Annotated in this window: 20 protein-coding genes; 17 read left to right on the top strand and 3 right to left on the bottom strand. The window is 53.2% G+C overall.

Features of this window, described 5'->3' with window-relative positions; all coding sequences use genetic code 11:
• Positions 1-247 precede the first annotated feature (247 nt).
• The 15 genes from IOQ59_RS12600 to IOQ59_RS12530 all read left to right on the top strand — a co-directional run bounded on the left by IOQ59_RS12600 (position 248) and on the right by IOQ59_RS12530 (position 19,316).
• The gene (locus IOQ59_RS12600) at positions 248-1,690 is read left to right on the top strand and encodes a diguanylate cyclase (RefSeq protein ID WP_193953735.1); all 1,443 of its coding nucleotides are present in this window, start codon (positions 248-250) and stop codon (positions 1,688-1,690) included.
• A gap of 231 nt (positions 1,691-1,921) precedes the next feature.
• Complete coding sequence (locus IOQ59_RS12595; protein ID WP_193953734.1) at positions 1,922-3,034, top strand: extracellular catalytic domain type 2 short-chain-length polyhydroxyalkanoate depolymerase; 1,113 nt, start codon at positions 1,922-1,924, stop codon at positions 3,032-3,034.
• A 304-nt stretch (positions 3,035-3,338) separates the two neighbouring features.
• On the top strand, positions 3,339-6,455 hold the full coding sequence (locus IOQ59_RS12590) for a bifunctional diguanylate cyclase/phosphodiesterase (protein ID WP_193953733.1): 3,117 nt from the start codon (positions 3,339-3,341) through the stop codon (positions 6,453-6,455).
• Positions 6,456-6,468: 13 nt separating this feature from the next.
• Positions 6,469-6,987 (top strand): PAS domain-containing protein, encoded by a 519-nt coding sequence (locus tag IOQ59_RS12585; protein ID WP_193953732.1) that lies wholly within the window; start codon positions 6,469-6,471, stop codon positions 6,985-6,987.
• The gene (locus tag IOQ59_RS21465; RefSeq protein WP_193953731.1) at positions 6,962-8,497 is read left to right on the top strand and encodes a methyl-accepting chemotaxis protein; all 1,536 of its coding nucleotides are present in this window, start codon (positions 6,962-6,964) and stop codon (positions 8,495-8,497) included. The genes IOQ59_RS12585 and IOQ59_RS21465 overlap by 26 nt, the downstream gene beginning before the upstream one ends.
• A gap of 149 nt (positions 8,498-8,646) precedes the next feature.
• A complete protein-coding gene (locus tag IOQ59_RS12575) occupies positions 8,647-9,450 on the top strand; it encodes an outer membrane lipoprotein-sorting protein (RefSeq protein WP_228050876.1) in 804 nt (267 codons plus the stop codon).
• 6 nt (positions 9,451-9,456) lie between these two features.
• Positions 9,457-10,767 (top strand): ABC transporter permease, encoded by a 1,311-nt coding sequence (locus IOQ59_RS12570; RefSeq protein WP_193953730.1) that lies wholly within the window; start codon positions 9,457-9,459, stop codon positions 10,765-10,767.
• Complete coding sequence (locus tag IOQ59_RS12565) at positions 10,764-12,083, top strand: ABC transporter permease (protein ID WP_193953729.1); 1,320 nt, start codon at positions 10,764-10,766, stop codon at positions 12,081-12,083. The genes IOQ59_RS12570 and IOQ59_RS12565 overlap by 4 nt, the downstream gene beginning before the upstream one ends.
• Before the next feature lie 43 nt (positions 12,084-12,126).
• On the top strand, positions 12,127-12,837 hold the full coding sequence (locus tag IOQ59_RS12560; protein ID WP_193953728.1) for an ABC transporter ATP-binding protein: 711 nt from the start codon (positions 12,127-12,129) through the stop codon (positions 12,835-12,837).
• Positions 12,821-14,041, top strand: a complete 1,221-nt coding sequence (locus tag IOQ59_RS12555) for a hypothetical protein (RefSeq protein WP_193953727.1) — start codon at positions 12,821-12,823, stop codon at positions 14,039-14,041. Before IOQ59_RS12560 ends, IOQ59_RS12555 begins: the two co-directional genes overlap by 17 nt.
• A 120-nt stretch (positions 14,042-14,161) precedes the next feature.
• Positions 14,162-15,922, top strand: coding sequence for an acetate--CoA ligase (gene acsA, locus IOQ59_RS12550; protein ID WP_193953726.1), 1,761 nt, complete (start codon positions 14,162-14,164; stop codon positions 15,920-15,922).
• A complete protein-coding gene (pdhA, locus tag IOQ59_RS12545; RefSeq protein WP_193953725.1) occupies positions 15,919-16,914 on the top strand; it encodes a pyruvate dehydrogenase (acetyl-transferring) E1 component subunit alpha in 996 nt (331 codons plus the stop codon). Before acsA ends, pdhA begins: the two co-directional genes overlap by 4 nt.
• Positions 16,911-17,906 (top strand): alpha-ketoacid dehydrogenase subunit beta, encoded by a 996-nt coding sequence (locus IOQ59_RS12540; protein WP_228050875.1) that lies wholly within the window; start codon positions 16,911-16,913, stop codon positions 17,904-17,906. The genes pdhA and IOQ59_RS12540 overlap by 4 nt, the downstream gene beginning before the upstream one ends.
• Complete coding sequence (locus IOQ59_RS12535; protein WP_193953724.1) at positions 17,903-19,042, top strand: dihydrolipoamide acetyltransferase family protein; 1,140 nt, start codon at positions 17,903-17,905, stop codon at positions 19,040-19,042. Before IOQ59_RS12540 ends, IOQ59_RS12535 begins: the two co-directional genes overlap by 4 nt.
• 28 nt (positions 19,043-19,070) lie before the next feature.
• Positions 19,071-19,316, top strand: coding sequence for an acyl carrier protein (locus tag IOQ59_RS12530; RefSeq protein WP_193953723.1), 246 nt, complete (start codon positions 19,071-19,073; stop codon positions 19,314-19,316).
• A gap of 74 nt (positions 19,317-19,390) precedes the next feature.
• Here the strand turns inward: IOQ59_RS12530 and IOQ59_RS12525 are convergent, their stop codons facing one another.
• Positions 19,391-20,290, bottom strand: a complete 900-nt coding sequence (locus IOQ59_RS12525; RefSeq protein ID WP_193953722.1) for an MBL fold metallo-hydrolase — start codon at positions 20,288-20,290, stop codon at positions 19,391-19,393.
• 148 nt (positions 20,291-20,438) lie between these two features.
• Between IOQ59_RS12525 and IOQ59_RS12520 the strand changes: the two genes are divergently transcribed.
• Positions 20,439-21,326, top strand: coding sequence for a LysR family transcriptional regulator (locus IOQ59_RS12520; protein ID WP_193953721.1), 888 nt, complete (start codon positions 20,439-20,441; stop codon positions 21,324-21,326).
• Positions 21,327-21,381: 55 nt separating this feature from the next.
• On the opposite strand, the gene IOQ59_RS12515 is transcribed toward IOQ59_RS12520, so the two are convergent.
• Positions 21,382-23,016 (bottom strand): cation:proton antiporter, encoded by a 1,635-nt coding sequence (locus tag IOQ59_RS12515; RefSeq protein WP_193953720.1) that lies wholly within the window; start codon positions 23,014-23,016, stop codon positions 21,382-21,384.
• A gap of 370 nt (positions 23,017-23,386) precedes the next feature.
• Here IOQ59_RS12515 and IOQ59_RS12510 point away from each other — a divergent pair, with 370 nt between their 5' ends.
• Positions 23,387-23,593: a cell division protein ZapB gene (locus IOQ59_RS12510; RefSeq protein ID WP_193953719.1), complete on the top strand. Its 207-nt coding sequence runs from the start codon at positions 23,387-23,389 to the stop codon at positions 23,591-23,593.
• Positions 23,594-23,727: 134 nt separating this feature from the next.
• On the opposite strand, the gene IOQ59_RS12505 is transcribed toward IOQ59_RS12510, so the two are convergent.
• The gene (locus IOQ59_RS12505; protein WP_193953718.1) at positions 23,728-24,675 is read right to left on the bottom strand and encodes a LysR substrate-binding domain-containing protein; all 948 of its coding nucleotides are present in this window, start codon (positions 24,673-24,675) and stop codon (positions 23,728-23,730) included.
• Positions 24,676-24,792: the final 117 nt, after the last annotated feature.

Here is a 24,792-nt window from a genome sequence, read left to right as displayed (position 1 = left end):
AACATACGGAAAGACACTGTTCTGTAAATAGACTTAATTGAAACAACCGCATGAAAACAAAGCAGCAAACCCCCTTGAAAATTTAAACGCATCAAGCTGACGATTAAGTACCGTACAGTTACGCTTAGCCCGGTGCATACCCCCCCTCCCTGCTCACACCTCTTCCCCTCTTAAGTCGTAATCCTCCCTTCAATCAGTCATATATTTGCTACGCTGAAAGCACATGGATTGAGGAGAACGGTGCGAGATGTTGTTACGGGTATTGTGCTGCCAGCTTGGACTTATCGTGCTGTTGGGAATCTCTCCTATCGCAACAGCAGCCTTAGAACTGACGGCCGAGGAAAAAAGCTACCTGAGCAATCGGGAGCCCGTGAAGTTCTGCGTTGACCCGAACTGGATGCCCTTTGAAGCGATTGATAAACAGGGACGCTATACCGGTGTAAGCTCCGACTTTATGGAGGAATTCGCACGCCTCCTGAATATCCGGCTAGAACTCGTCCCCACCGACAACTGGAGCGATTCGCTCAACAATGCAAAACAGCGGGTCTGTGATCTGTTACCCATGATCAATATCAGTCCTGAGCGCGAACAGTTTCTGAGTTTTACTGAACCTTATGTATCCATGCCCGTAGTGCTGATCTCTGACCAAAACACCCGCTACCTCGACGGCTTAAAAAGTCTGGAAGGCCATAAACTGGTCATCCCCGCAGGCTATATCTTTGCCGAGCATGTGCGCGATAACTTTCCACAGCTTGACGTTCAATATGCAGACTCACTGTTAGAATCACTGCGTACCGTTGCCAAAGGTGAAGCCCTGGCTACGATGGCGACCCTGCCGATCGCGCTGTACCAGATCGAACGTCATGGTCTGGGCACCCTGAAAATCAGCGGGCATACCAATGTAAATATCGAGCTGAGCATCGGTGTGCGCAATGATGATCCACTGCTCGCCAGTGCGTTTCAAAAAGCCGTACAGGCGTTACCTATCGAGCTGCACGACCAAATCCTCGCACGCTGGTACCGGGTCAACGTCGAGCAGGCGCGCGATTACACCATTTTACTTGTGCTCGTCGCCTTACTGTCCGTCATTGCTGCATTCCTCTCCTATCGCAACTACAGCAGCCGGAAATTCAATGCCCAGCTGGCTAAGGTTAATGCGCGCCTGAGTGACCGGAACCAACGCTTAGAACAACTTGGAAAAAGAGACTATCTGACAGGTATTTATCACCGGATCAACATGGATTCGGAGCTGGAAAAGGATATCGATCACTGTGCCAACCAAGGACAGCCCTTACATGTCATCCTGTTCGATCTGGATAACTTCAGTCAGATCAACATTGAACATAGCCACCCGGTCGGCGACCTGCTGCTGGTAGAGGTGAGTCGGTTAGTTGAAGAGCGGCTGCCCGACAATACGTATTTTGGTCGCTGGGGCGGCGATAGTTTTTTGGTGTTATGCCCCCAGTCATCCGCCGAAGACACACATAAAATCGCTGAAGTGCTGCATACCACCATCAACTGTCATCGCTTCAGTGAGAATGTACACCTGAGTGCAACCGTCGCTGTCGCCACTTGTCATCCGCACGAGCATCAATCTAAGTTGATGAAAGAGATTGAGCAGCTGATCCGGGACAAAAAGAAAGAGGGGCCGGGACAGCTTACCAGTCTGACTATAGAGACCACCGAGTAAGACAGATAGAACGTCCCTCCGGCATGAAGTTGTTTTACTTGCCTCTAACCTCTGCAACGCCAGATTAACGAAGATCGCGACATCCGTGGTCTTCCCTCATCTCCGAAATGACACTTTGCTCTTCGCCAAATCCCAACTATTCTGTCACAGTTATTTATTACGCTGGTGCAGCATAATATTTTTAAACCCAGCACTGCAGTTACACTCAACCTGCCAGGAGGCATTAAAATCATGGAATTCAGAGCACTTATTGCAGTTGTCGCGCTCGCGTTTACTGCGACCGCATTTGCACAATCAAAAGACCCTGTAGATTCTTCTATCGCGTCTCTGCCGGCCTTAAACGCCCAGCAGACGCAAACATCGATCTCCGGTCTGTCCTCGGGTGCATTTATGGCCGCACAGTTTCACATCGCCTACTCCGACGACTTGGTCGGGGCCGGAGTAGTCGCTGGAGGCCCGTGGAATTGCGCAGGCAGCAATCCACTGATTGCACCACTGGCAACCGCGGTATCAACTTGTATGAATCCATGCAAATACACGTGGTTCTGCCCTGACTCCCTATTTCCGGATAGCACGTTTTTATCCAAGCTCGCACAGGATAAAGCCGAGGAAGGCGTCATCGATGACGTTGCGAATATTCTGGACGACAAGGTCTATATCTTTTCAGGACAATCCGATGAGACAGTGGTCACTCAAGTCGTTGATAGCACAGAAGATTTTTACCTTAAGCTGGGCGTGGATGCCTCTCAAATCCGCTACAACACCTCTGTGAATGCCGGACATGCGTTTATTACCAACGATCCGGCCGATACCGTGTGTGACGAAACCCAGCCACCGTTTATCAACAACTGCGACCTGGAACAGGCGACTCGCCTGCTCGACCATATCTACGGTGACCTGCAACCCCCTGTAGGGCGTCTGACCGGCGAACTGCTGCGCTTCAATCAGCGTGAATTCTTCGAATCCGATATGACCAGCATGGACGACGCAGCATACGTCTATATTCCGAAAGCCTGTAAAGAAGAGTCCTGTCGTGTGCATGTGGCACTGCACGGGTGTGAACAAGGTATTGGCACGCTGGGCACAGGTTACGTGACCGGCACCGGGTATAACGAAGTCGCGGACGACAACCAGATCATCGTACTTTATCCACAGATCCGTAAGTCAGAACCGCTGCCGTTCAATCCTAAAGGCTGCTGGGACTTCTGGGGGTACAGCAGCGGCGATACACCGCCATATAAGTATTACCAGAAAGATGCACCACAGATGATCGCTATCAAGAAGATGATAGATCGACTAACAACAGCCAACACCCCATCCTCCCAATCAACAGCCAACCATTAAGCCTAGATAGTCCAACCTTATATCCTCATGCAGTTACTCATACACCGAACCGGGCAGCCATTCCGGTGTATGAGTCCAGGCTGATCACGTCCTTAATCAGCACTGATAACACCCCGTTATATCGTTATAAACTGCATTAAGGGCTCAATATTTGTCCCCACAACTCATTTTTGATCAAGCATTCTTGATATAGATCAAGTGGTCCCGCATCCCGTCCTTTTAGTGCCTGACAGATCGAGATTTCAATCTATCCTTCCTGCTCCTGTTATCCGATATACAAATACTTACAGTTTTCATTTCGTCCATGCATCCAAATTACCAGTCCCTGTTATCAACCATCAGCCGAATGGCATACGCGCTGGTTGTTTTTTTAAAGCGCTCTCTCCGCCACAAAAGTGCCCTGTTTAAGGTGGCGGTATTTGCGTTGATCTATTCGATCACTGGTGCCGCCACCCTAAGCTTCCTGTCGGTGGACTATCAGCTTCTCAATATGTGGGTCTCCACCGGATTGGCCCTGCCCGTTTTGCTGATCGGAGGGCTGAGGTACTGGCCCGGTATCCTGATCGGCACGATGCTGGGAGGCATCGGGATAGACAGCACGCCGGGGCAATTATTAGGGGTCGGTATCGGCAATACGCTGGGGGCATTAGCGGCAGTGGGCTACCTGACGCACAGTTACCACACCACACTACGAATGCAAACCTTCAGAGATTACTTTCACATTGCCATGGCAGGCCTTGTCTGTGCAGCAACGTCAGCGACCCTGAGTACATTCTCAAGGTGGCTCTTCTCACCTGACGTCCCTCTCGATCTGATCTATGACTTTATCCATTGGTGGCAGGGAGACCTCATAGGTGTACTGGTGATCTCCGTATCGATATTGGTTTGGAGAACACCGCCGAAAGTGGCGTACTCCCATGCATTGCTCAGTGAAGTGCTCATTTTTGTCGTTGTGACCCTTTTGACCGCTTTCGCTATCTTTTCAGACGGTGCCAGTGGTTGGCTGGAGTCCTACCTGATGTTCGCCTTTGTCGCTTGGGGCGGTGTGCGTTTCCAAATGCACGGCGCGCTGTTTGTCATTTCGGTGTGTACCCTTCTGGGCGCGGGATATCTGGTCGAAGGCACGGTCAGCACCGGGGAGTCGCAGCCCATTCATGGCCTGACAAACTTCTGGATGTTCCTCATGGCACTGTCAGCCATCGGTACCGTATTGGCCCTCTCCATCCAGGAAAAACAGCAGTTAGAAAATGCGGCCATCACCCGCAGCGAAGTCCTCCAAAAACTCTATCAAGGTGCCACACTGTCCGAAGTCCTCGACTTTGCGTTACGGCTGATTGAACGGGATAACCCGGACTTTCGCTGCTGCGCAGCTATCTACAACAACAGCGAATCCAATATCGAACATATCAGCGCCCCTAAACTAAAAAAACATGCAAATGATCAGGCACTCAATGCCCTCGCCCAGCAAGGTTTGTCGGATTGTGTCCGTCAACGCTTTACTATTTCAGATGTCACTTGCGATCCCTATTGGTCCGCACATCTAAATATTGCTGAGGCATTAAACATACGCGCAGGCTACTCAACTCCGATCATCGGTAAAAGCGGCAAACAGCTCGGTGCTTTTTCCATCTATAAGAAATACAGCGGAGCCCCCTCGGGGATTGAACGTAGACTGGTCAGCCGTATCGCCACGTTAATGGCCTTAGTCGTTGAACAGAACCGTCTGTCGGAAGATCTGCAGCTGGCGTCACTGATCTTCGGTAATAGCAGCGAAGCGATGACGGTCACCGATGCAAACGGCCTGATTTTAGCGGTGAACCCGGCCTTTACCGCCGTAACCGGTTACGAGTTTTCCGAAGTTAAAGGCCAGAAAACCAGCATCCTGAGTTCCGACCTGCAAGACCGCTCGTTTTACCAGAAGATGTGGCACTCATTGTCAGAAACCGGCGCCTGGCAGGGAGAGATCTGGAACAAAAAGAAAAGTGGAGAGCTCTACCCTGAATGGCTCACCATCAATACCGTCTATAACAATGACGGTCTGCCTCACCGCCGGGTCGCCCTGTTCTCAGACCTGTCGGCACAAAAAGAGTCAGAGAAGCTGATCTGGCAGCAGGCCAACCTGGATGCCCTAACCTCCCTGCCCAACCGCACGATGTTCCAGGATCTGCTAACCAGCACCATGTGCGAAGCCGATTTCTCAGGTTTGCCCATGGCTCTGCTGTTTATCGACCTGGACCGATTTAAAGACGTCAACGATTCCCTCGGTCACCATCAGGGGGACGACCTTTTGAAGCAGGTCGCTGCACGGATCAGTAACTGTGTGCGCCAGTCCGATGTGGTGGCGCGCTTGGGTGGTGACGAATTTACCGTCATTCTAAAACAGGTATCGGATGCCCGCAGCCCGGAACGTGTCGCCTCCGACATCATTAATAGCCTGTCGTCGGCTTACACCTTAGACGACGGTGAAGTGAATTACCTATCCGCCAGCATCGGCATCAGCCTGTACCCAAATGACGCTCAGGACTCCGAATCACTGCTGAAAAATGCAGATCAGGCAATGTACATGGCCAAACGGCAGGGGCGTAACCGTTTTCAGTTCTTTACACCACAAATGGAAGAGGAAACGCGCGAGCGTATCCAACTGACCTCAGACCTGAAAACAGCCACCCAAAAACAGGAGATGGTGGCCTATTACCAACCCATCATCGACCTACAAAACGCGTCAGTATATAAAGCCGAACTTTTATTACGCTGGATACATCCCAAACGCGGTTTTGTCAGCCCGGCTGATTTTATTCCTCTGGCGGAAGAGACCGGTATCGTCGTTGAAATTGGTGACTGGGTGTTTATAGAAGCCATCAAACAGGTCGAGCAGTGGCGCCAACAGTTGGATGAACGCTTCCAGGTCAGTGTAAACGCGTCTCCAATTCAGTTTCAGGATGCCGACGGCAAACTGTCCAACTGGACCACGCTCATGGAACAACGCGGTGTATCGGGCGATGCAGTCGCAATCGAGATCACAGAAAACTTGCTCATGCAGTCCGGTGATGGGGTCACCGATACGCTCAAAGGATTCCGGACCGCAGGGCTGAGTATTTCACTGGACGATTTTGGAACCGGCTATTCGTCCCTCTCTTATCTGCGACAACTGGATATCGACTTTCTTAAAATCGATCAGTCATTTGTCCGCAATCTGACACCGGATTCCAGTGAACTGTCATTGTGCGAAGCCATCATCGTGATGGCACACAAACTGGGCATCAAAGTCATAGCTGAAGGCATTGAAACACAAGAACAAAAGGCACTGTTAACTCAAGCAGGATGCGACTACGGCCAGGGTTATCTGTTCTCCAAACCGGTACCGGCCAACCAATTTGAGGATTGGTACCAACACCACCACGTCGAGCCATGCGCAAAATAGGCATTCATCCTAAATGAAAAACAAGATTACGCCGATCAACCACGAACGCGTTTTGAAAGCGAGTGACTTCATCGTTTCGAAAACGGATGCATCGGGTCGTATCACTTACTGCAACGAGATATTTATCGAACTTTCCGGCTATTCCGAAGAAGAGCTTTTAGGCGCACAGCACAACATCGTGCGCCATCCGGACATGCCCCGCGGCGTGTTCCACTTTCTCTGGACCACGATCAACGAGGGCCGGGAATGCTTTGCTTATGTTAAAAATATGGCAAAAGACGGTAGTTATTACTGGGTATTTGCCAACGTCACCCCCGATACCGGCCCTGATGGTCGGCCTGCCGGTTATTTCTCGGTGCGGCGCAAACCCCATCCGGATGCGATTGCTGCCATAACGAATATCTATGCCGCGATGCTGGCCGAAGAACAAAAAGCCGGTCCACGCAACGCTATTGAAGCCTCCCTTAATCTACTCCATTCAAAACTTGAGCAACTCAATCTCAGCTATGAAGAATTTATCCTTTCTATCTAAGGCAACGTACGAAGTTGTCTTTCTTAACACATTGTTGTTCATCGCCGGGCTGATTGGTGTTGCATCCCACGGCTGGCAACCTCTGGACTGGTTATGGCTGGGCTCCCTGATGGTGTTTGGGATCGGCAGTGCCTATTTCTACCTGCGCCAGCTGAAAATAGCCCTATCCCCGTTAACTGAGATTGCCCGTGTCGCCAGCGAGATCAGTAACGGCCAGTTAGGTTCACGCATCACCCATATCCGTCGTAAGGACAACCTGGGCGAGGTCTGCTGGCACTTCAACAATATGCTGGACCAGCTGGAAACCTGCTTCCGCGAACAATCCACCGCCCTGAAATTCGCCAGTGAAGGCAAATTTTTCCGCAAGATGCAGACCTCGGGATTGCACGGCGCTTATCTCGAAGCACTGGAGCAGGGCAACGCCTCGCTGGACATTCTTCTGGATAACCACAAACGGGAGATGCGCAATAAACTGTTATCCAACCTAGGGCACCTGAACGCTGAGAATTTGCTAAAGAACATGTCCACCAGCCAAACCGACATTCTCGGTATCGTGGCCGCCACTGAAGATCTGGAAGCTCTATCCGCGAAAAATGCACATGCAGCAGAGGAAAGTATTCACTCCATGACCGAGATGAGTGCGACCTTCAGCAGTCTGCTCAACAAGATTGACCAAACCGCTCAAGCAGTGGAGGACTTCAACGCCCGTCAGGAGGAGGTATCCAACTCGGTCAACCTGATCACCACCATTGCGGATCAAACGAACCTGCTCGCTTTGAATGCAGCCATTGAAGCTGCACGAGCGGGAGAACACGGGCGTGGTTTTTCGGTGGTAGCGGATGAAGTCAGAAGCCTCGCTGAACACTCAAAGAAAGCCTCATCCGAGATCTCTGATGTGATGCAAGCGCTGCGCAGCGATTCCGCCCGGATGCTGAGCAACACCTCCTCCATGCGCGAGATGTCGACCACCTCAAGTAATACTCTGGGACGGTTTGAAGAACACTTCAACGAAGTCGCCACCGCGTCCAATATGGCCCTGTCACGCATTAGTTACATCCATGATGTAAGCTTTGCGTCCCTCGCCAAGCTTGAGCACTTTATCCACAAACAAAACGGTTACACCGCCGTGAACCTCGGTCGCCATTCAGACAATGCAGAGCTGGCAGATATAGCAGAGCACGAGTGCCGTTTAGGTCAGTGGTTAAATTCTGACGAATCGGCACAGAACTTTGGTCAGTTGCGTGCATTCAATTCGATCCCTGCCCCTCATGCCAATATGCATCAGCATATGCAACAAGCACTCTCGCTGATCGACCAGGATTGGGAACGCAATTTAGATGTGCAGCAACAGCTGTATAGCACCTTTGAACAGGTAGAGACCGCCTGCGATACGGTGATCGATACACTGGATGAAATGGTCAGTGCGAAGCATGGTGTTAAACTCTCAAACCAGCCACGCTCCCTCAATATACATTCGTCACCTAAAATGAATCGCTTAGCAGCGGCCTGACCGCGGTGCATTATCGATGTACGTAACCCGTGGCGACAGGGATGTCCCGCGCCCTCCCTTGCCCCTCAACGATCAGTAAAGATACACCTACCTCACCCACTGCTACCTGGTCTGAGTGCTAAACTTATCCCGTGTAATAAGGAGTGTATATGGGATTATCTCTATCTCAGATCGGCTCTATTATGTGGCCGGGACGTCAGTACTTGCGCCTACCGTCATACATCGTATTGATCGCACAGCTGATGGTGTCCACACCCGCTTTGGCTACCGATATCGATGCGCTGATCAAGCACATTGATCACCTCTGGCGTGGTGAAACCTCCCGCGCCGAAATGGAGATGCAGGTCAAAACCCAACGTTACCAACGCACGATGACCATGGAAACGTGGTCACGCGGCAAAGAGTATTCTCTGGTCAGGATCCGTAATCCGGTAAAAGACCGTGGCATCGCCACGCTTAAGGTCGAGGCCAATATCTGGAACTACCTGCCCAAGATCAACCGCGTAACCAAGATCCCTTCCAGCATGATGTCCGGCTCCTGGATGGGCAGTCATTTCACCAATGATGACCTGATAAAAGAGAGTACCTTCGCTGAAGATTATCAATCCGCCATCAGTTTCGAGGGTGAGCGCAACGGTCAGATGCTCTACGAGATCACGTCGATCCCCAACGTCGACGCAGCGGTGGTCTGGGGTAAGGTGATCATGCAGATTGAGCAGCACACACTGGCACCACTGCAAGCGCTGTATTACGACGAAGAGGGGGTGTTAATCCGCACCCTCACATTTGATCAACAGCGCACGCTGGACGACCGGGTGATTCCCATGCGTCTGACCTTACAACCCACCGATAAACCCAACGAATCCACGGTGATTATCTATCGCAATATCCGCTTTGGTGTCCCGCTGGACAGCACCTTCTTTTCACTTAAAAATCTGCAGCGACTCCGGTAGCAGCCAATGCCTGTCCAGACTGCTAACTCATCCAGTCTGTCGATGTTGTTGTTTATGGCGTGGCGTAATCTCTGGCGCAACCCTGTACGCAGTCTACTGACGGTTTCTGCGTTGGCGGGCGGACTGATCATGATCATTCTCTATTCCGCTTTACTAACGGGCATGACACGTCAGATGTCGCAGCACGCGACAGAGATATCCACCGGTCATCTTCAGCTCCAGCGTCAGGCGTTCATCGACGATCGCGATCTCTACGCGACCCTGCCCTGGCCCTATCTACAACAACTGGAAGCCAGACACCCTGAGATGCACTTCGCGCCACGCCTGTACGCTGCGGGACTGGCCAGTGCAGAAAACACCTCAACCGGTGTGATGATCAAAGCCATTGATCCTCTACGTGAACGCCAGACCACCCGGATGCTCGAACATATCCGCCAAGGCAAAGCCGACTTTGCTATTGCCGACCACACCGCATCAGGACTGCCCCGCTACAACCTGGTGATCGGTGCTCAACTGGCAAAAAACATGCAACTGACACCGGGCAGTGAACTGATTCTGGTCACTCAAGCCGCCGATGGCAGTATCGGCAACGCGCTGTTTCGGGTCGCAGCAATCCTGAAACCACTGGAGCCCAACTTTGACCGGATGGGTGTGCTGATGTCGATAGAAGCCTTTCAGCAACTGATGTATCTGGAAGATGGATTTCACGAACTGGCAATCAAGTTAGAGATCATAGATCAGCTCGACAGCGCGCAGGTCACACTCATTCAGCAGCTGGCAGCCTTCACCCACGAACAGCCACTGGAACCACTAGGCGGCGATCCGATCATCCGCAACTGGCGCCAACTTAACCCGGCGGTATCCGAGATGCTTGAGCTCAGCCAGACGATGATGCTTTTCGTGGGCCTGATTGTGATCAGCCTGGCGTCGATGGGGATGCTCAACACCATGCTGATGGCCGTGCACGAACGTACCCACGAATTCGGCATCCTGCTCGCCATCGGCATGAAGCGCAGGATCTTATTAGCAATGGTACTGTTTGAGTCTTTTCTACTGGCGTTGGTATCTGCCGCGCTCGGGTCCGCTGTTGGTTCTCTGATGACCGTCTATCTGGAGCGGGACGGGATCGATCTCAGCCACTACATGCCTGACGGTTATGACTGGGCGGGCGTGGTGTTTGAACCGGTGATGCAGATCTACCTCGAACCCACCCATGTCCTTCACGCCTGCGGTCTGATGATGACCGTCACGCTGCTCACCGCCCTTATCCCTGCCTGGCGAATGGCACGCCTCAATCCAGCCGAGGTGATGCGATGACGCACGAGACATTCCATCACCATACGACCGATCTGCCATCGAGCCAGCTTGCCCTGCGCATGCTCCTGCAGCTGGCATGGCGAAACCTCTGGCGACACCGTAAACGCACCCTGATCACTCTCAGTTCCATCGCCATCGGCTTCAGCCTGGCAGTGATCTCCATCGGGTTGGGAGATGGCAGCCATAACTCAATGGTGCGTAACGCGATTCAGTTGGGCGAGGGGCACCTCACCGTACAGCCACCGGGCTATCTGGCGTCACCCGCGAATCACCGGTTTATCCCCGACGGGCAAACACTCGCTCAGCAGATGCAACAGCTGGAGATTGCCGGCCATATCGATCCGCGTATTTCGCTGCAGATATTAGCAAGCACCGCCCATAACTCGGTCGGTAGCAGCTTGCAGGGCATGGATACACAGCATGATCAGCGTATCCGTTTGCTTAAACCCAAGTTGATCGCCGGTCTCTGGCTGGAACCGGACGATCAGCGTGGCATTTTGATTGGCGTAGGGATGTCTCGCAAGCTCAAAGCCAAGGTCGGCAGTAAAGTGGTATTGATGGCGGGAAAACAGAGCGGAGATTCACAAGCGCAGCTGGGGCGGGTACGGGGAATCTTCGCCTCTGGGGTCTCCGAGCTGGATGACTTTCTGGTACTGAGCGAGATCGATTTTGCCCGCTACTTTCTGCTCGGAGAATCAGACAGTGACGTTGCCGACACCCCGGCGACACCTATTACACGCGTTGCCGTATTTCTGGACAACCCCGACCACTTAAACCACTGGAAAACCCAGTTATCCACAGTCCTGAAATCGGAGCATATCGCCGTACTCGACTGGCAGGAGATGATGCCGCAGCTGGTGCAGTTCATCATCGTGGATGACGCCGGGAACTACATCTTCCTCACGCTGATACTGATTATGGTGGGATTTGGCATCATCAATACGGTACTGATGAGTGTACTGGAACGTACCCGCGAATTCGGCCTGTTGCGTGCGCTGGGTTTAAGCCGCTACCACCTATTGTTGCTGGTGTTTGCCGAATCTTTACTGCTAAGCGTATTGGCTGTCACCGCAGGCTGGTTGATAGGTGGATCAGCCCACCTCTGGTTTGCCAGTCAGGGGATCGATCTGTCCGGGGTGATGAACGAAAGTACCGAAATCATGGGCACTTTTATCGATCCGGTGGTGTATACCGAGCTGTCCTGGGCCCGGATTATCCAGCTCACGACCATTATCTTTATCACCACACTGTCGAGCGGGATCTATCCGGCCATCAAGGCCGCCCGTGTTACACCGGTGGAGGCGCTGCGCACATGACCTGTTTGCGGGCAAATCAGACCAATCAGCAGGGAGATCAAAAATGGCATTACTGACACTGGAGGCGATCAGCAAACACTATCGGCAGGGTGAGATTGATTTACCGGCGCTCAAACAGGTGGACCTGAGCGTTGAGCCCGGCGAATTTGCCGCGCTGGTCGGCCCCTCCGGTTCGGGTAAAACGACCTTGCTGAATATCATCGGCGGCCTGGATGTCCCCAATCAGGGGCACGTCTGGTTGCACGGTACCGATCTCACCCGGCTTAAAGACGCTCAGCTGTCCGACTTCCGACTATTTCAGCTGGGTTTTATATTTCAGGCTTACAACCTGGTACCGGTCCTGAGCGCGCTGGAAAACGTCGAACTGATTATGGTGCTTCAGGGCCGCCCCAGCGCAGAGCGGGAAGCCCGGGCCAGGCATTATCTGTCATTAGTGGGACTGGAGGACGTGATGCTGCGCCGCCCATCAGCATTAAGCGGCGGTCAACAACAGCGCGTTGCGGTTGCGCGGGCGCTGGCAGCGGGGCCACGTCTGGTGCTGGCCGATGAACCCACCGCCAATCTGGATTCAGAAAACGCCACGGCCCTGCTGGACATCATGCACCGGCTTTGCCGGGAGGAAAAAACCACCTTTATTTTCTCCACCCACGACCCACGAGTTATGGAGCGTGCCGAACGTATTATCACGCTGCGCGACGGAGCCATCGTGCAGGATCAACACCTGAATCAGACCGCTTATGCAGATCACAACTAGCATCCCGGTCCTGCTGGCAACGCTGCTATGCTGCCTGCCATCGGCTACCGTGCTATTTGCAGCGGAACTCACCGGCCGTGCAGCGCTGTTGGGATTGCTCAGCGAAACACCCAAAGGGGCCACCATCAACCGCGACACCCTGAGCGCCAATCAGCAGAGCTTACGCCTGATGCTGGCCCGCAATAGCGACCGGGATGAGTGGTCGCTCCATCTGCGCGCCAGCCGCCTACAAAGCAATGGGGTCTCTGCAGAGCGCCGGACAGCCCGTGATCTGTTCCGCTATCGGCAGCTCGCGGGCAGTGTACTTGAGCACGCCAGCAACAATCATCAAGCACAACTGGCCTATGAGATTGACCGCGCCGTTTATCAGCGTCATTTTAGCACCAGCACGTTAAGCATTGGCCGACAGCCCATCGACTGGGGCAGCGGCCGCTTCTGGCAACCGTTCAATGTGTTCGGTGCGTTCGCCCCCACCGATCTGGATACCGATTACAAAGCGGGCATCGATACTCTGGTCTATGACTGGTACCCCACTCCCTTTTCATCACTGACTGCCGTATACGCCTTTGCACCAAACGACGCCGACACACATTCAAACAGCGCAGCCCTGTATTACCGCCAGCCCGCTGGAGATCAATCTGAAATCGCATTCATAGCTGGCGAAGTTGTGGATAACCGTCTTTGGGGAGCCTCTGTGGAGAGTGAATGGTCGGGCGTTGGCTGGCGTGTCGAAGGGGTGTTTTTCGATCAACCGCAGCCTGCGCAGGATGGCCTGCTCTGGATCGCCGGTCTGGATTACCAGTTTGAGAATGGTACGCTGCTGAATCTGGAATGGTACGACAATACATTAGGTAGCGGGAGCCAGTCCTCACTACCGCAGGGGCATGCCAGCCTGTTGATCCAAAACGGACTGCAACAGCACCTCAGCCGACAAGTTCTGGGGATGGGCCTGAGTAAAGATCTGACACCCCTGCTGCATGGCAGTTATACCCTGCTGCTCAGCCCGTTACGCGATAATCAGAACGAACGCCACGTTTCCTCTCTGCATCAGTTTAATGCTCTTTATTCGCTGAGTGACGAATCAGATCTGCTCGTATCCTTTCAGTTTACGCAGGGTAAAGGCCTGAACCCGTCGGGCCAGCCTCAATCGGAGTTTGGCCACCAGCCTGCCAATATCATCCTACGCTGGCGGCTGTATTTTTAAGGCGTTCACTCAGCGTCTTTCTGTCTCAAATACCCATGCAATTTGCAGGTATAGAGCGGTGAACTATGCTTCGTAAGTATCGCCTTACATTTTTGCGGCTGAATACTACAGGCATAGATTATGCGTATTGCAACGATCAGCAAGGACAAGAAATCTGTCGCGGTAAAACCGAACCTGACAAACTACCCCCTTCTTTACCATGACTTCACCTGGCAAGAGGCCCGTACCTGTATCGACGGTCTGCCGGACGGCGCTCTCAATATCGCCTACGAAGCCGTAGACCGCCACTTAAAACGCGGGCTGGGTGAGAAAACGGCGATTCTCTGGCTGTCTAAAGACGGTCATACTCAAACACTGAGCTACCGCGAACTGTCTGAACAAACCAGTCGCTTTGCCTCGGTGTTGCAACTCTTGGGGGTACGTAAAGGCGATCGTGTATTCGGGTTGCTGGGACGCACTCCGGGCCTCTATATCGCACTGCTGGGCAGCCTGAAAAATGGCTCTGTGTTTTCGCCGTTATTTTCAGCATTTGGTCCTGAGCCAATCCGTTCACGGATGAGCATCGGTGATGCACGCGTCCTGGTCACAACGGAACGGCTCTACCGTAAAAAAGTGATGCCCTGGCGCGACCAAATGCCCGGACTCAAACACATCCTTCTGCTTGATACGTCCGATGATCTGCCAGCCGGCTGCCTCGACCTCAATCGACTGTTGGCAGGCGCAGATCCTACCAGCCCGGCAGAACCCACCGACCCGGAAGATATGGCCCTGCTGCATTTCACGAGCGGAACGACGGGCACTCCCAAAGGCGCGGTACATGCCCACCAAGCGGTGCTCTACCACATCCTCTCCAGTCGCTATGCACTCGACCTGCACCCCGATGATACCTACTGGTGCACCGCCGACCCGGGCTGGGTAACCGGAACCTCCTATGGTGTGATTGCGCCTCTTTGTACGGGGGTCACGATGGTGGTCGACGAGGCGGAGTTTGACGCGGCTCACTGGTACGACATCCTCCAGAAACAACAGGTCAGTGTCTGGTATACCGCCCCGACGGCGATTCGCATGTTGATGAAAGCCGGTGATGAGCTGGCTCAGGCCTATGACCTGTCTCACCTGCGGTTTATGGCCAGCGTAGGAGAACCGCTCAACCCTGAAGCTGTCCTCTGGAGTCAGCAGGTACTGGGGCGCCCCTTTCATGACAACTGGTGGCAAACCGAAACCGGAGGCATCATGCTGGCCAACTTTGCCTCAGAAGCGATCAAGCCCGGCTCGATGGGTCGACCGCTACCGGGCATAGAAGCGGCGATCGTTAAGCGGGATATCAAGGGCGCCCTGGTATTTATCGAGGATGATTACGAGGTCGGTGAGCTGGCACTGAAGTGTGGATGGCCCTCCATGTTTCGTGGATACCTCGATGCCGAAGACCGCTATCAATCCTGCTTTCAGGATGGCTGGTACTTGAGTGGCGATCTCGCCTCCCGCGATGTGGACGGCTACTACTGGTTTGTCGGCCGCGCAGATGACGTGATCAAGTCCGCCGGTCATTTAGTGGGACCGTTTGAAGTAGAAAGTGTGTTGCTGGAACACCCCTCTGTCGCCGAAGCGGCGGTTATCGGCATTCCCGATCCAGTGGTTGGTGAAATGGTTAAAGCCTATGTCGCCCTGAAAGCGGGTTTCAAAGCCGATGAGGCGTTACGCAAGACACTGCTTGGCCATGCCCGTAAATATCTGGGGGCCTCCATCGCACCCAAAGAGATTGTTTTTCGCGACAATCTGCCTAAAACCCGCAGCGGAAAAATCATGCGTCGCCTACTGAAAGCAAGAGAGCTCGGCCTGCCGGAAGGCGATATCTCAACGCTGGAGAGTGACGAAACATGACCGATATCCACGATAAGCCCCATATTCGCCGCAGCCATTTATTACAGCTATTGCAGAATATGATCCGTATCCGTCGGTTTGAAGAGAAATGCGCAGAACTCTACACGCTGGAGAAAATCCGTGGCTTTCTCCACCTCTATATTGGCGAAGAGGCGATCGCCGTGGGCTGTAATCAAGCCCTGCAGCCAGAGGATGCTTTAATCTGTACCTACCGCGAGCACGGCCATGCACTGGCCCGCGGTGTCTCAATGACTGCCGTGATGGCCGAAATGTATGGCAAGCTGAATGGTTGTAGCCATGGCCGCGGCGGCTCCATGCACCTGTTTGACGCCGACACCCGGTTTTACGGCGGCAACGCCATTGTCGCAGGCGGGTTACCTCTGGCCGTGGGATTGGCACTGGCCGACAAACTGCAAAATCGTCACCGGGTGACCGCTTGTTTCTTTGGTGAAGGTGCCGTGGCGGAAGGTGAGTTTCACGAAAGCCTCAATCTGGCCGCCCTCTGGCAACTGCCGGTGCTATTTGTCTGCGAAAACAACCTCTACGCCATGGGCACCGCCCTTGATATCTCGGAGTCGGAACAGGATATTCATCATAAAGCGGAGAGCTATCAACTCAGTGCCGAGGTGGTGGATGGTATGAATTTGGTGGCAGTGGAACAGGCGGCCCACAACGCCTGCGAGGCGATTCGTAAGGATGGTCTACCCCGCTTTCTGGAGTGCCGGACCTACCGTTTTCGTGCCCATTCGATGTTCGACAGCCAGCTCTATCGCGACAAAGAAGAGGTGGATGCATGGCGCCAGAAAGGTCCGATTGTGCAGCTGGTCAACTGGCTCCGGGACAACCAACAATTTCGCGATGAAGAGCTGAACACGATTGAACGAGACGTAGAAAGGGAGATCAGCGAAGCCGTAGCCGCCGCCGAGCACGGTGAGTTTGAAGACGCCTCCAGTTTGCTTCGGGATGTTTACACCCCGGGGGCGTCACAATGAATAACGAATCTCCCCGCAGCATGAGTTATCGCGAAGCGATCCACGAAGCCCTGCGTGAAGCGATGCAAACAGATCCACGGGTATTTCTGATGGGCGAAGATGTCGGACACTACGGCGGCTGTTATGGCGTGTCCAAAGGATTGCTGGATGAATTTGGAGAAACGCGTATTCGTGACACCCCCCTGTCAGAATCCGGCTTTGTCGGAGCCGGTATCGGTGCGGCGCTGGGCGGAATGCGGCCCGTCGTTGAGGTAATGACCGTCAACTTCAGCCTGCTGGCACTCGACCAGATCGTTAATAACGCAGCCACTATCCGCCATATGTCCGGGGGACAGTTCAGTGTGCCTTTAGTCATCCGTATGGCTACCGGAGCCGGTCGCCAGCTTGCCGCGCAGCATTCACATAGTCTGGAATGCTGGTATGCCCACGTCCCGGGTCTTAAGGTGTTGGCGCCCGCGACCATCGCCGATGCGCGCTTCATGCTATCGATGGCCTTGCAAGACCCCGATCCTGTCGTGATTTTTGAGCATGTCATGCTCTACAACAACGAAGCGCCGATCCCTAGCGCGGATCAATGCCTGCCAATGGAACAAGCAGCGATCCGTCGTGAAGGCAGTGACATTACACTGATCACCTACGGCGGTTCGCTACCTAAAGCACTCGCGGCGGCAGATCAACTCGCCCACGCCGGTATTAGTGCGGAGGTACTCGACCTGCGCAGCTTGCGCCCACTGGATAGCGCAACCATCGTCAGTAGCCTCAGCAAAACCCATCGTGCCGTTATTATTGATGAAGGCTGGCGCACCGGCTCTCTGGCCGGCGAAATCAGCGCAATAATCATGGAGCAGGCTTTCTGGGAGCTGGATGCCCCGGTAGCCCGGATATGCAGCCAGGAAGTCCCCATCCCCTACCCTAAACATCTGGAGGACGCGGCGCTGCCCCAACAAACCGACATTGTGAACACAGCCAAGCAGGTGCTGGGGGTACAATGATCGAGCTGACGATGCCCTCCTTTAGCGCTGATATGGAGAGCGGCATTCTCACGGAATGGCTTGTAAAGCCAGGAGACGCTGTCAAAAAAGGCGAGATCATCGCCGTGATTGAAACCCAGAAAGGGGCGATTGATATGGAGGCGTTCCAGTCCGGTATCATTCATACACTACGGGTCGAACCCGGCAGCAGCGTGCCTGTCGGTCATCCGATTGCCACACTGGAGACAGAGATTACGGCTGACTCGACAGCCGACTCAGCAGCCCAAGTCCCCCCCCAGACCACACGTATCAAAGCCTCACCTCTGGCCCGTCAGCTGGCGCTCCACAACCATATCGATCTGGCTGGCTTGAACGGCAGCGGTCCCGAGGGAGCCATTGTTGCGCACGATTTAGAATCGCAGAAGTTCATCGATAAAACCCCCGCTACTGAAACACTGAACCACACAAAACCCCAGGCCACCGGCCGTGATGAACAGCAGATGATGCGCCGGGCCATAGCCTCCGCCATGTCGCGTTCCAAGCGGGAGATTCCCCACTACTATCTGGCCACCACCATCGATCTGCAACCTGCGCTGGAGTGGATGACCCACTACAACCACGACAAACCACCAGAAGCGCAGCTGCTGATGACTGCCCTGTTACACAAGGCGGTCGCACTCGCTCTGACCCGCAATCCAGAACTGAACGGCTTCTATACACAGGGTCATTTTCAACCGGCATCAGAGATCCATCTGGGAATGGCAATCTCCATGCGTAACTGGGGCCTGATCACCCCGGCTTTGCACCATGCAGACCAACAAAGTCTGCCTGACTTAATGCAGCAGATGCGAGACCTGACCTTACGCGCCCGACGAGGCGGCCTGCGCAGCTCAGAGATGACCGATGCCACCATCACTGTCAGCGGTATGGGGGATCGAGGCGTGGAAACCCTGTTCGGCATTATTTATCCACCACAGGTCGCCATCGTCGGCCTCGGCAAACCGATGCTGCAACCTTGGGTAGTGGATGGAAAGGTGCGACCACGTCTTCTTTTCAATCTCACTCTGGCCGCTGATCACCGGGTCAGTGATGGCCATCAGGGCGGGCGGTTTCTTGGAAAGGTCAATAAACTGCTGCAAAACCCAGCCGGATTATAGCGGTCTATCAAGAGTGACTGGAGTGACTATGAAACAGGAACAGATCGACGCGATTGTATTCGAGGAGTTGCAGAATATTGCTCCGGAGTTGGAGCCGGACACGCTGGACCGGGAGGAAGATCTGCGCGACGAGCTGGATATCGATTCGATGGACTTTATGATCCTGATAATTGCTCTCGGAAAGCGGCTGAATATACGCATACCTGATACAGACCACCATCTGCTGAATAGCATCAACAACCTGCTCGCGTACCTGTATAAGTCTGCGGCCTGAAACCCGTCTCCAGCATCATTCTCGATGGATAGGGGCGACCTCACCGTCGCCCCTATCCATGAACGATCAGAAAATTACTGCGGCCATTTCATCTCGCCTTCCAGCACTTTTGCGCTGATCTGCAAAGAGCCGGTGCCACCTTTACCCGGGTAACGTGACTCCATCGCTTCAATCAGCTCAACGGAGTCCGCTGCTTTTGCCGATTCCTCTTCAAAGGTTTTCACGTAGGTATAGGTGTAATTGATCGCGGTCAGATCACCTTTGTTATCACCCAGATAATGTCCAGGAATCACACGTTCGGGTTGCAACGCGGTCACAGAATCCAGGGTACCACGCCAGTGATCACGGGATTCTTGTGTCTGCGTATCCGCCACCCAGACATGCATATTGTCGTACAACGCGACACCACCCAGCACCGTTTTACTTTCAGGAATCCAAAGGAAAGCATGTGCCGGATCAGGGCCATCCAATCCAACCACTTTGATTTTCTCGCCATCAACACTCAGCGTATCCCCCTTAAGAGGCTTTGGAATCACCAGCATCTGCGGCGCATTTTCACCCAGAATCGGTCCCCAGTAGGCTTCCTTACGCACAATGGTCTGCTGGATCTTTTTGATGGTTTCCTCACTCGCTAGCACAGTCACATCCGGGAACTGGGTTTTGATGACATCCAGACCAAAGTAAAAATCCGGATCCGCAGCACTGATAAACACTGTGGTCAGTTTTTTACCACTGTCACGGATCATCTTTACCAGCGCCTGCGCATCGTTACGCTGGAACTGTGCATCAATCAGCATCGCTTCGTGGTCACCTGTAATCAGGGTAGACGTCACCGGAAACATACTTTTTTCACCCGGGTTATATACCTGCAATGTCAGATCACTGTCTGCAACAGCACTCAGCGGGGTGTAGGCGACGGCGGTTGCTACCGCAGTGATCGCCGTGCGTTTCAGAACTGTGGATAGATTTAGCATTGTTATCGACCTCTCAGACTCAATCGGTTAATTCGTTCATTAATCAGCTGAGGTCTATGCTAAATTTCAACCAGAGAAACAAAAACCGTATATCAAGCAATGAATAATTGCTTATTCCGGACATATTAATTTCAGGATTGAGGCCCTTATGGACCGTCTTACTGCCGCTGAAGTGTTTATTACCATTATTGAACGCGGCAGTATGATCGCTGCCGCCGACGCGCTGGATATGTCGAGATCGATGGTGACCCGCTATCTGGCCCAGATGGAGTCATGGGCGGGTACCCGACTGCTGCATCGCTCAACCCGCCGCCTAAGTCTCACTGCAGAAGGGGAAAAAGCGCTGCTTCATTGTCAGCGGTTACGAGAGATTTCACAGGAAGTTGAAGCCGGCTTAGGGGACAGTCGCGAAAAGCCACGTGGACGTCTGCGTATCAGCTGTTCGCAGTTTGTCGCGCAGCTGATGCTGCTACCCTCCCTGAACAGTTATCTGCGCCGCTACCCTGACGTGGCCGTGGACCTGCAGATCCGCAATGAGATGATTAATCTGGTGGAAGAGCGGATTGATCTGGCGATACGGATCACCAATACCCTCGACCCGAACATCATCGCCCGTCCGCTGGGCCAGTGCCCCTCGGTGCTCTGCGCCAGCCCGGAATATTTGCAACAACGGGGAACCCCGCTGTCCGCTGAACAGCTCAAGAACCATAACTGTTTGGTGTATGCGAACTTCGGCACCAGTGTGTGGGAGTTCATCTATCAAGAGGATCTGGTGTCAGTCCCTGTCACAGGCAACCTGAGTGCCAACGACACCACGGTATTACTCAGCGCAGTGCGCAGTCACAGCGGTATATCCATGCTACCGCTGATGTCAGCCGCGCCTTATCTCGCATCTGGCGAACTGGTACAGGTATTACCCGACTATCAACCGCACGCTTTGGGTATCTATGGTATCTACCGTTCACGTACCCATATGCCACAGGCGCTCAGATTGCTGATTGATCAGTTGGTCGAGGACTTTGCCCAACAGGTATAACCCATAGACCTGCTGAGGAGTCAGGGCATCGGAAGACGATACCCTGACTTCACTATCACACGGACGCTTCCTTTTCCTGCAACGCTTCGACCAATGCCAGTGCTTTCTGCTCCTGGGTATCAATCGACTGCGTGCCTCCTACACTGTTCAACTCAGCGATCAGCTTGTCATTAGAGGAACACACAAACACCGGTACCTCAGGTGCCACATGATTGAGCGCGTGCGCAACCTGACGGATACGCTCTTCGTTGCTCATCGCGATGATGACCGCCCGTGCCTGCTCAATGTGAATTCCGCGTAAAACCTGGCTCCGGCTGGCATTACCAAAGATCACTGGCAGGTATTCCTCTTCTGCGTGGCGATACATGTGGGCTTCATGCTCTAGCCCCACATAAGCGATCTGCTCTTTACTCAAATGCAGCCCAACCCGACGCCCCAGTGATCCGAACCCACAAATCACCACCTGATTCGCTTCCACGTGTCCCGGTCCTTCATGCATAGCCGCCGCTGGGGAAACAAGTTCTTCCTCGTCCCCACTTTTCACCATCCAGTCGGTGATTCGATCCAGTGAACGGAACAGGAACGGGGTCAGCATCATGGTAAAGACAATCGCCATCACCAATATCTGGCCAAATGCAGCATCCATAAACAGATTATTGGCCTGTGCGGTTTCAAACACCACAAACGAGAATTCACCGCACTGAGAGAGCAGCAGCGCTGTTTTCAGTGACGTTCGGGTACCGTGAAATACCCGAATCAAAGCAAAGAGAATCAGGCTCTTTACTGCCAGCAATCCCACCATCACGCCCAGAATCAGCAACAGATTATCTAGCACAAACGGCGGACTGACCTGCATCCCGACGGTGATAAAAAACACCCCTAGCAGCAGATCACGAAACGGGATCAGGTCGGCCTCCACCTGATGTTTATAGTGCGTTTCGGCAATCACCATACCGGCAATAAAAGCACCCAACGAGTAGGAGAATCCAAGCGTATGCGCCAGCTGCGCTGCGCCAATCACAAACAGCAATAATGCACCGATAAAGATCTCGTTGGAACGTGCGCCAATCACCTGTTCCATCAGGTGTGGCGTGGCGAAACGGGCCCCCACAAACAGCAATGCAAAGACAATCGCACCGTCGATCACCACATTCAGCAATAGTTCCGGCACACTCTGATGGGTACTGGCAAAAATAGACACCATCAGCAATAACGGGATCACCGCTATATCTTGAAACAGCAATACGCCGACAGCATTACGCCCATAGAGATTGCCTACCTTGCGATTTTTCGTCAGCAGGTTCAACACAATGGCGGTGGATGACAACGCCAACGCCAGACTGACAATCAGGTTCACTGCGGGTTCAAGCGCCAGTAACCAATGTCCTATGAAGAAAAAGACCGCCGCGGTAATACCCATTTGTAAGGCGCCGTAAAGGAACACCTCTTTTTTCATCAGCTTTAACTTTTGCGGTGAAAATTCCAGCCCAATGGTAAACATCAAAAACACGATGCCGAACTCGGCCACCGTTTCTAAACTCGCACTGTGCTCCAGATCAAAAGCAAAACCCACCGCCATACCAGTGAGAATGTATCCAATCACCGACTCCACCTGCAGTTTTTTCAGCAGTACATTTAATACCAGTGATAACCCTGCGCAGATCAGAATCAGAGTAATAAGGTTTTCCATAGTGACGTCTTTCGTTCCCGATTATTCCAACTCTGATCATAGCTGACCTTCAAGCGCTTAAACATGGGTCAGCCGTCGAATAAGTTGCTGAATTTGATAGGTATCAGGCAAGATAGTGATCAACTGAACTTCGCACTGGAATCACAGTCACCTACGAAGGTCACAGCGCATCTGAGCACTGCTTAATAAAGGGAACTTATCACGGTCAGATGGTTCCTATTACGGGACATATGAAGGTGAGAACCGCCCGACTGAGCAACCGCCTCCGGTGATTCGCTGAGAATGCCGAAAATTCGGCTGTTCAGCGACTAAACGCACGCCTATAATCGCTCGCCGTTACTATTATTTTACAAGCTGGGATTTAGCCTCAATGGATAACGCACTACTGGAACAACTGGGTACCAAAATTGATCAACTGCTGGACGAGATGGAACTGCTGCGCATGGAAGTGAGCGAACTGCGTGCCGAACGTGACAGTCTGACGTCTGAACGCGATAATCTGCTGTCTAACCAGACAGATTCAACGGATCGCATCAAAGCTCTGCTGGGTCGGTTCGACAACCTGGACGCTGCATAACAAGCACCGATCTATTCGGCAGGATATCGTACACCTGTCTGTCGAACGGTCACGCTTGCATGAGTTCCGGAATAGCACCTGCACTTACTGCTGTTACAGCGGTTCTATTCCGGGCTACCTGCCTCTAATCCCTCCTAACGCACCTCAAATCCCGACGAACCATCCCCTGCAAACAACGTCTCGATCCGGTTAATTTCCTCCACCAGAATATCGATAAACGCCGATGCCAACAGTGATTGCGGTCGATGGGCCGGGGTCAGAATCGACACCATGAGCGGCACCACCGGTGCAAACGGTCGAAACACCAACTGTGGCTCCACCTGATGATAATCGTAATAACTGCTCGCGGTGATGGGATCACAGATGCAGTAACACAACTTCTCCTCCACCAGCTTTAACGCTGGCTGGAAGTTGCGTAACTCAAAGCGCGGCTCAAACACAGCCTTCTCCTTACGAAACGCTTCGCGACTGGCAATCAGGTTCGGATGATCTTCCTGTAAGACCGCCAACGGTTTGCCCGACAGATCCTGCGGTGTGATCAGTGCTTTCTCCGCCAGCGGATCATCGTGACGAAGCGCACAGACACAGCTCAGTTCGAAATTTTGCATCGCCAGTGCACTGTTCGGTGGAGGTGTTTCCGCCAGGCCCAGATCGTATTGCTGTGAGGCGACCCACTCTTCAATGATGGCCGAGGCACGCATCATCAAGGAGATCTTCACCTGCGGCTTATCCTGCACAAAATCAGCCACCAGCCGGGGCATCATGAACTGAGAAGATGCGGGCATGCAGGCGATACGCAACCGTCCCTCTTTCAACGAGGCCAGCTCTTTCATCGTACGCGACGTATGTGCCAGTCGTTCCAGCACCGCTTCCGTCTCCTCCAGAAAAAACTGCGCTTCGGGTTTACGCACCAGCCGCCCGCGCTGGCGTTCAAACAGTGTCAGCCCCAACTCCTCTTCCAGACTGGCAATCAGAGAGCTGACCGCCGGCTGGGTTCGATTCAACGCCCGTGCCGCTTCTGAGATTGATCCGGTGCGCATCACTTCACGAAATGCCTGCAACTGGCGAATGCTGAGATTCATAAAATCCTCTGATCTGTAAAACCCACTGATTTGTAAGGCAACTTCCCTAAAGCATAAAAAAAATCTATGGACTGATCAATATTATCGTTTTGATTTTATAGGGTGTGATTGCGAATA

Origin of the sequence: Pontibacterium sinense, from assembly GCF_015209595.1 — a bacterium.
GTDB classification, from domain to species: Bacteria; Pseudomonadota; Gammaproteobacteria; order Pseudomonadales; family Balneatricaceae; genus Pontibacterium; species Pontibacterium sinense.
Note: the sequence above shows the minus strand (reverse complement) of the source record. Positions and strands in the feature narration are given on the sequence as shown.

What these genes read in the sequence shown, in the direction of transcription:
- IOQ59_RS12600 (WP_193953735.1), top strand. Translation starts at nt 248, where the DNA reads ATGTTGTTACGGGTATTGTGCTGCCAGCTTGGACTTATCGTGCTGTTG.
- IOQ59_RS12595 (WP_193953734.1), top strand. Translation starts at nt 1,922, where the DNA reads ATGGAATTCAGAGCACTTATTGCAGTTGTCGCGCTCGCGTTTACTGCG.
- IOQ59_RS12590 (WP_193953733.1), top strand. Translation starts at nt 3,339, where the DNA reads ATGCATCCAAATTACCAGTCCCTGTTATCAACCATCAGCCGAATGGCA.
- IOQ59_RS12585 (WP_193953732.1), top strand. Translation starts at nt 6,469, where the DNA reads ATGAAAAACAAGATTACGCCGATCAACCACGAACGCGTTTTGAAAGCG.
- IOQ59_RS21465 (WP_193953731.1), top strand. Translation starts at nt 6,962, where the DNA reads ATGAAGAATTTATCCTTTCTATCTAAGGCAACGTACGAAGTTGTCTTT.
- IOQ59_RS12575 (WP_228050876.1), top strand. Translation starts at nt 8,647, where the DNA reads ATGGGATTATCTCTATCTCAGATCGGCTCTATTATGTGGCCGGGACGT.
- IOQ59_RS12570 (WP_193953730.1), top strand. Translation starts at nt 9,457, where the DNA reads ATGCCTGTCCAGACTGCTAACTCATCCAGTCTGTCGATGTTGTTGTTT.
- IOQ59_RS12565 (WP_193953729.1), top strand. Translation starts at nt 10,764, where the DNA reads ATGACGCACGAGACATTCCATCACCATACGACCGATCTGCCATCGAGC.
- IOQ59_RS12560 (WP_193953728.1), top strand. Translation starts at nt 12,127, where the DNA reads ATGGCATTACTGACACTGGAGGCGATCAGCAAACACTATCGGCAGGGT.
- IOQ59_RS12555 (WP_193953727.1), top strand. Translation starts at nt 12,821, where the DNA reads ATGCAGATCACAACTAGCATCCCGGTCCTGCTGGCAACGCTGCTATGC.
- acsA (WP_193953726.1), top strand. Translation starts at nt 14,162, where the DNA reads ATGCGTATTGCAACGATCAGCAAGGACAAGAAATCTGTCGCGGTAAAA.
- pdhA (WP_193953725.1), top strand. Translation starts at nt 15,919, where the DNA reads ATGACCGATATCCACGATAAGCCCCATATTCGCCGCAGCCATTTATTA.
- IOQ59_RS12540 (WP_228050875.1), top strand. Translation starts at nt 16,911, where the DNA reads ATGAATAACGAATCTCCCCGCAGCATGAGTTATCGCGAAGCGATCCAC.
- IOQ59_RS12535 (WP_193953724.1), top strand. Translation starts at nt 17,903, where the DNA reads ATGATCGAGCTGACGATGCCCTCCTTTAGCGCTGATATGGAGAGCGGC.
- IOQ59_RS12530 (WP_193953723.1), top strand. Translation starts at nt 19,071, where the DNA reads ATGAAACAGGAACAGATCGACGCGATTGTATTCGAGGAGTTGCAGAAT.
- IOQ59_RS12525 (WP_193953722.1), bottom strand. Translation starts at nt 20,290, where the DNA reads ATGCTAAATCTATCCACAGTTCTGAAACGCACGGCGATCACTGCGGTA.
- IOQ59_RS12520 (WP_193953721.1), top strand. Translation starts at nt 20,439, where the DNA reads ATGGACCGTCTTACTGCCGCTGAAGTGTTTATTACCATTATTGAACGC.
- IOQ59_RS12515 (WP_193953720.1), bottom strand. Translation starts at nt 23,016, where the DNA reads ATGGAAAACCTTATTACTCTGATTCTGATCTGCGCAGGGTTATCACTG.
- IOQ59_RS12510 (WP_193953719.1), top strand. Translation starts at nt 23,387, where the DNA reads ATGGATAACGCACTACTGGAACAACTGGGTACCAAAATTGATCAACTG.
- IOQ59_RS12505 (WP_193953718.1), bottom strand. Translation starts at nt 24,675, where the DNA reads ATGAATCTCAGCATTCGCCAGTTGCAGGCATTTCGTGAAGTGATGCGC.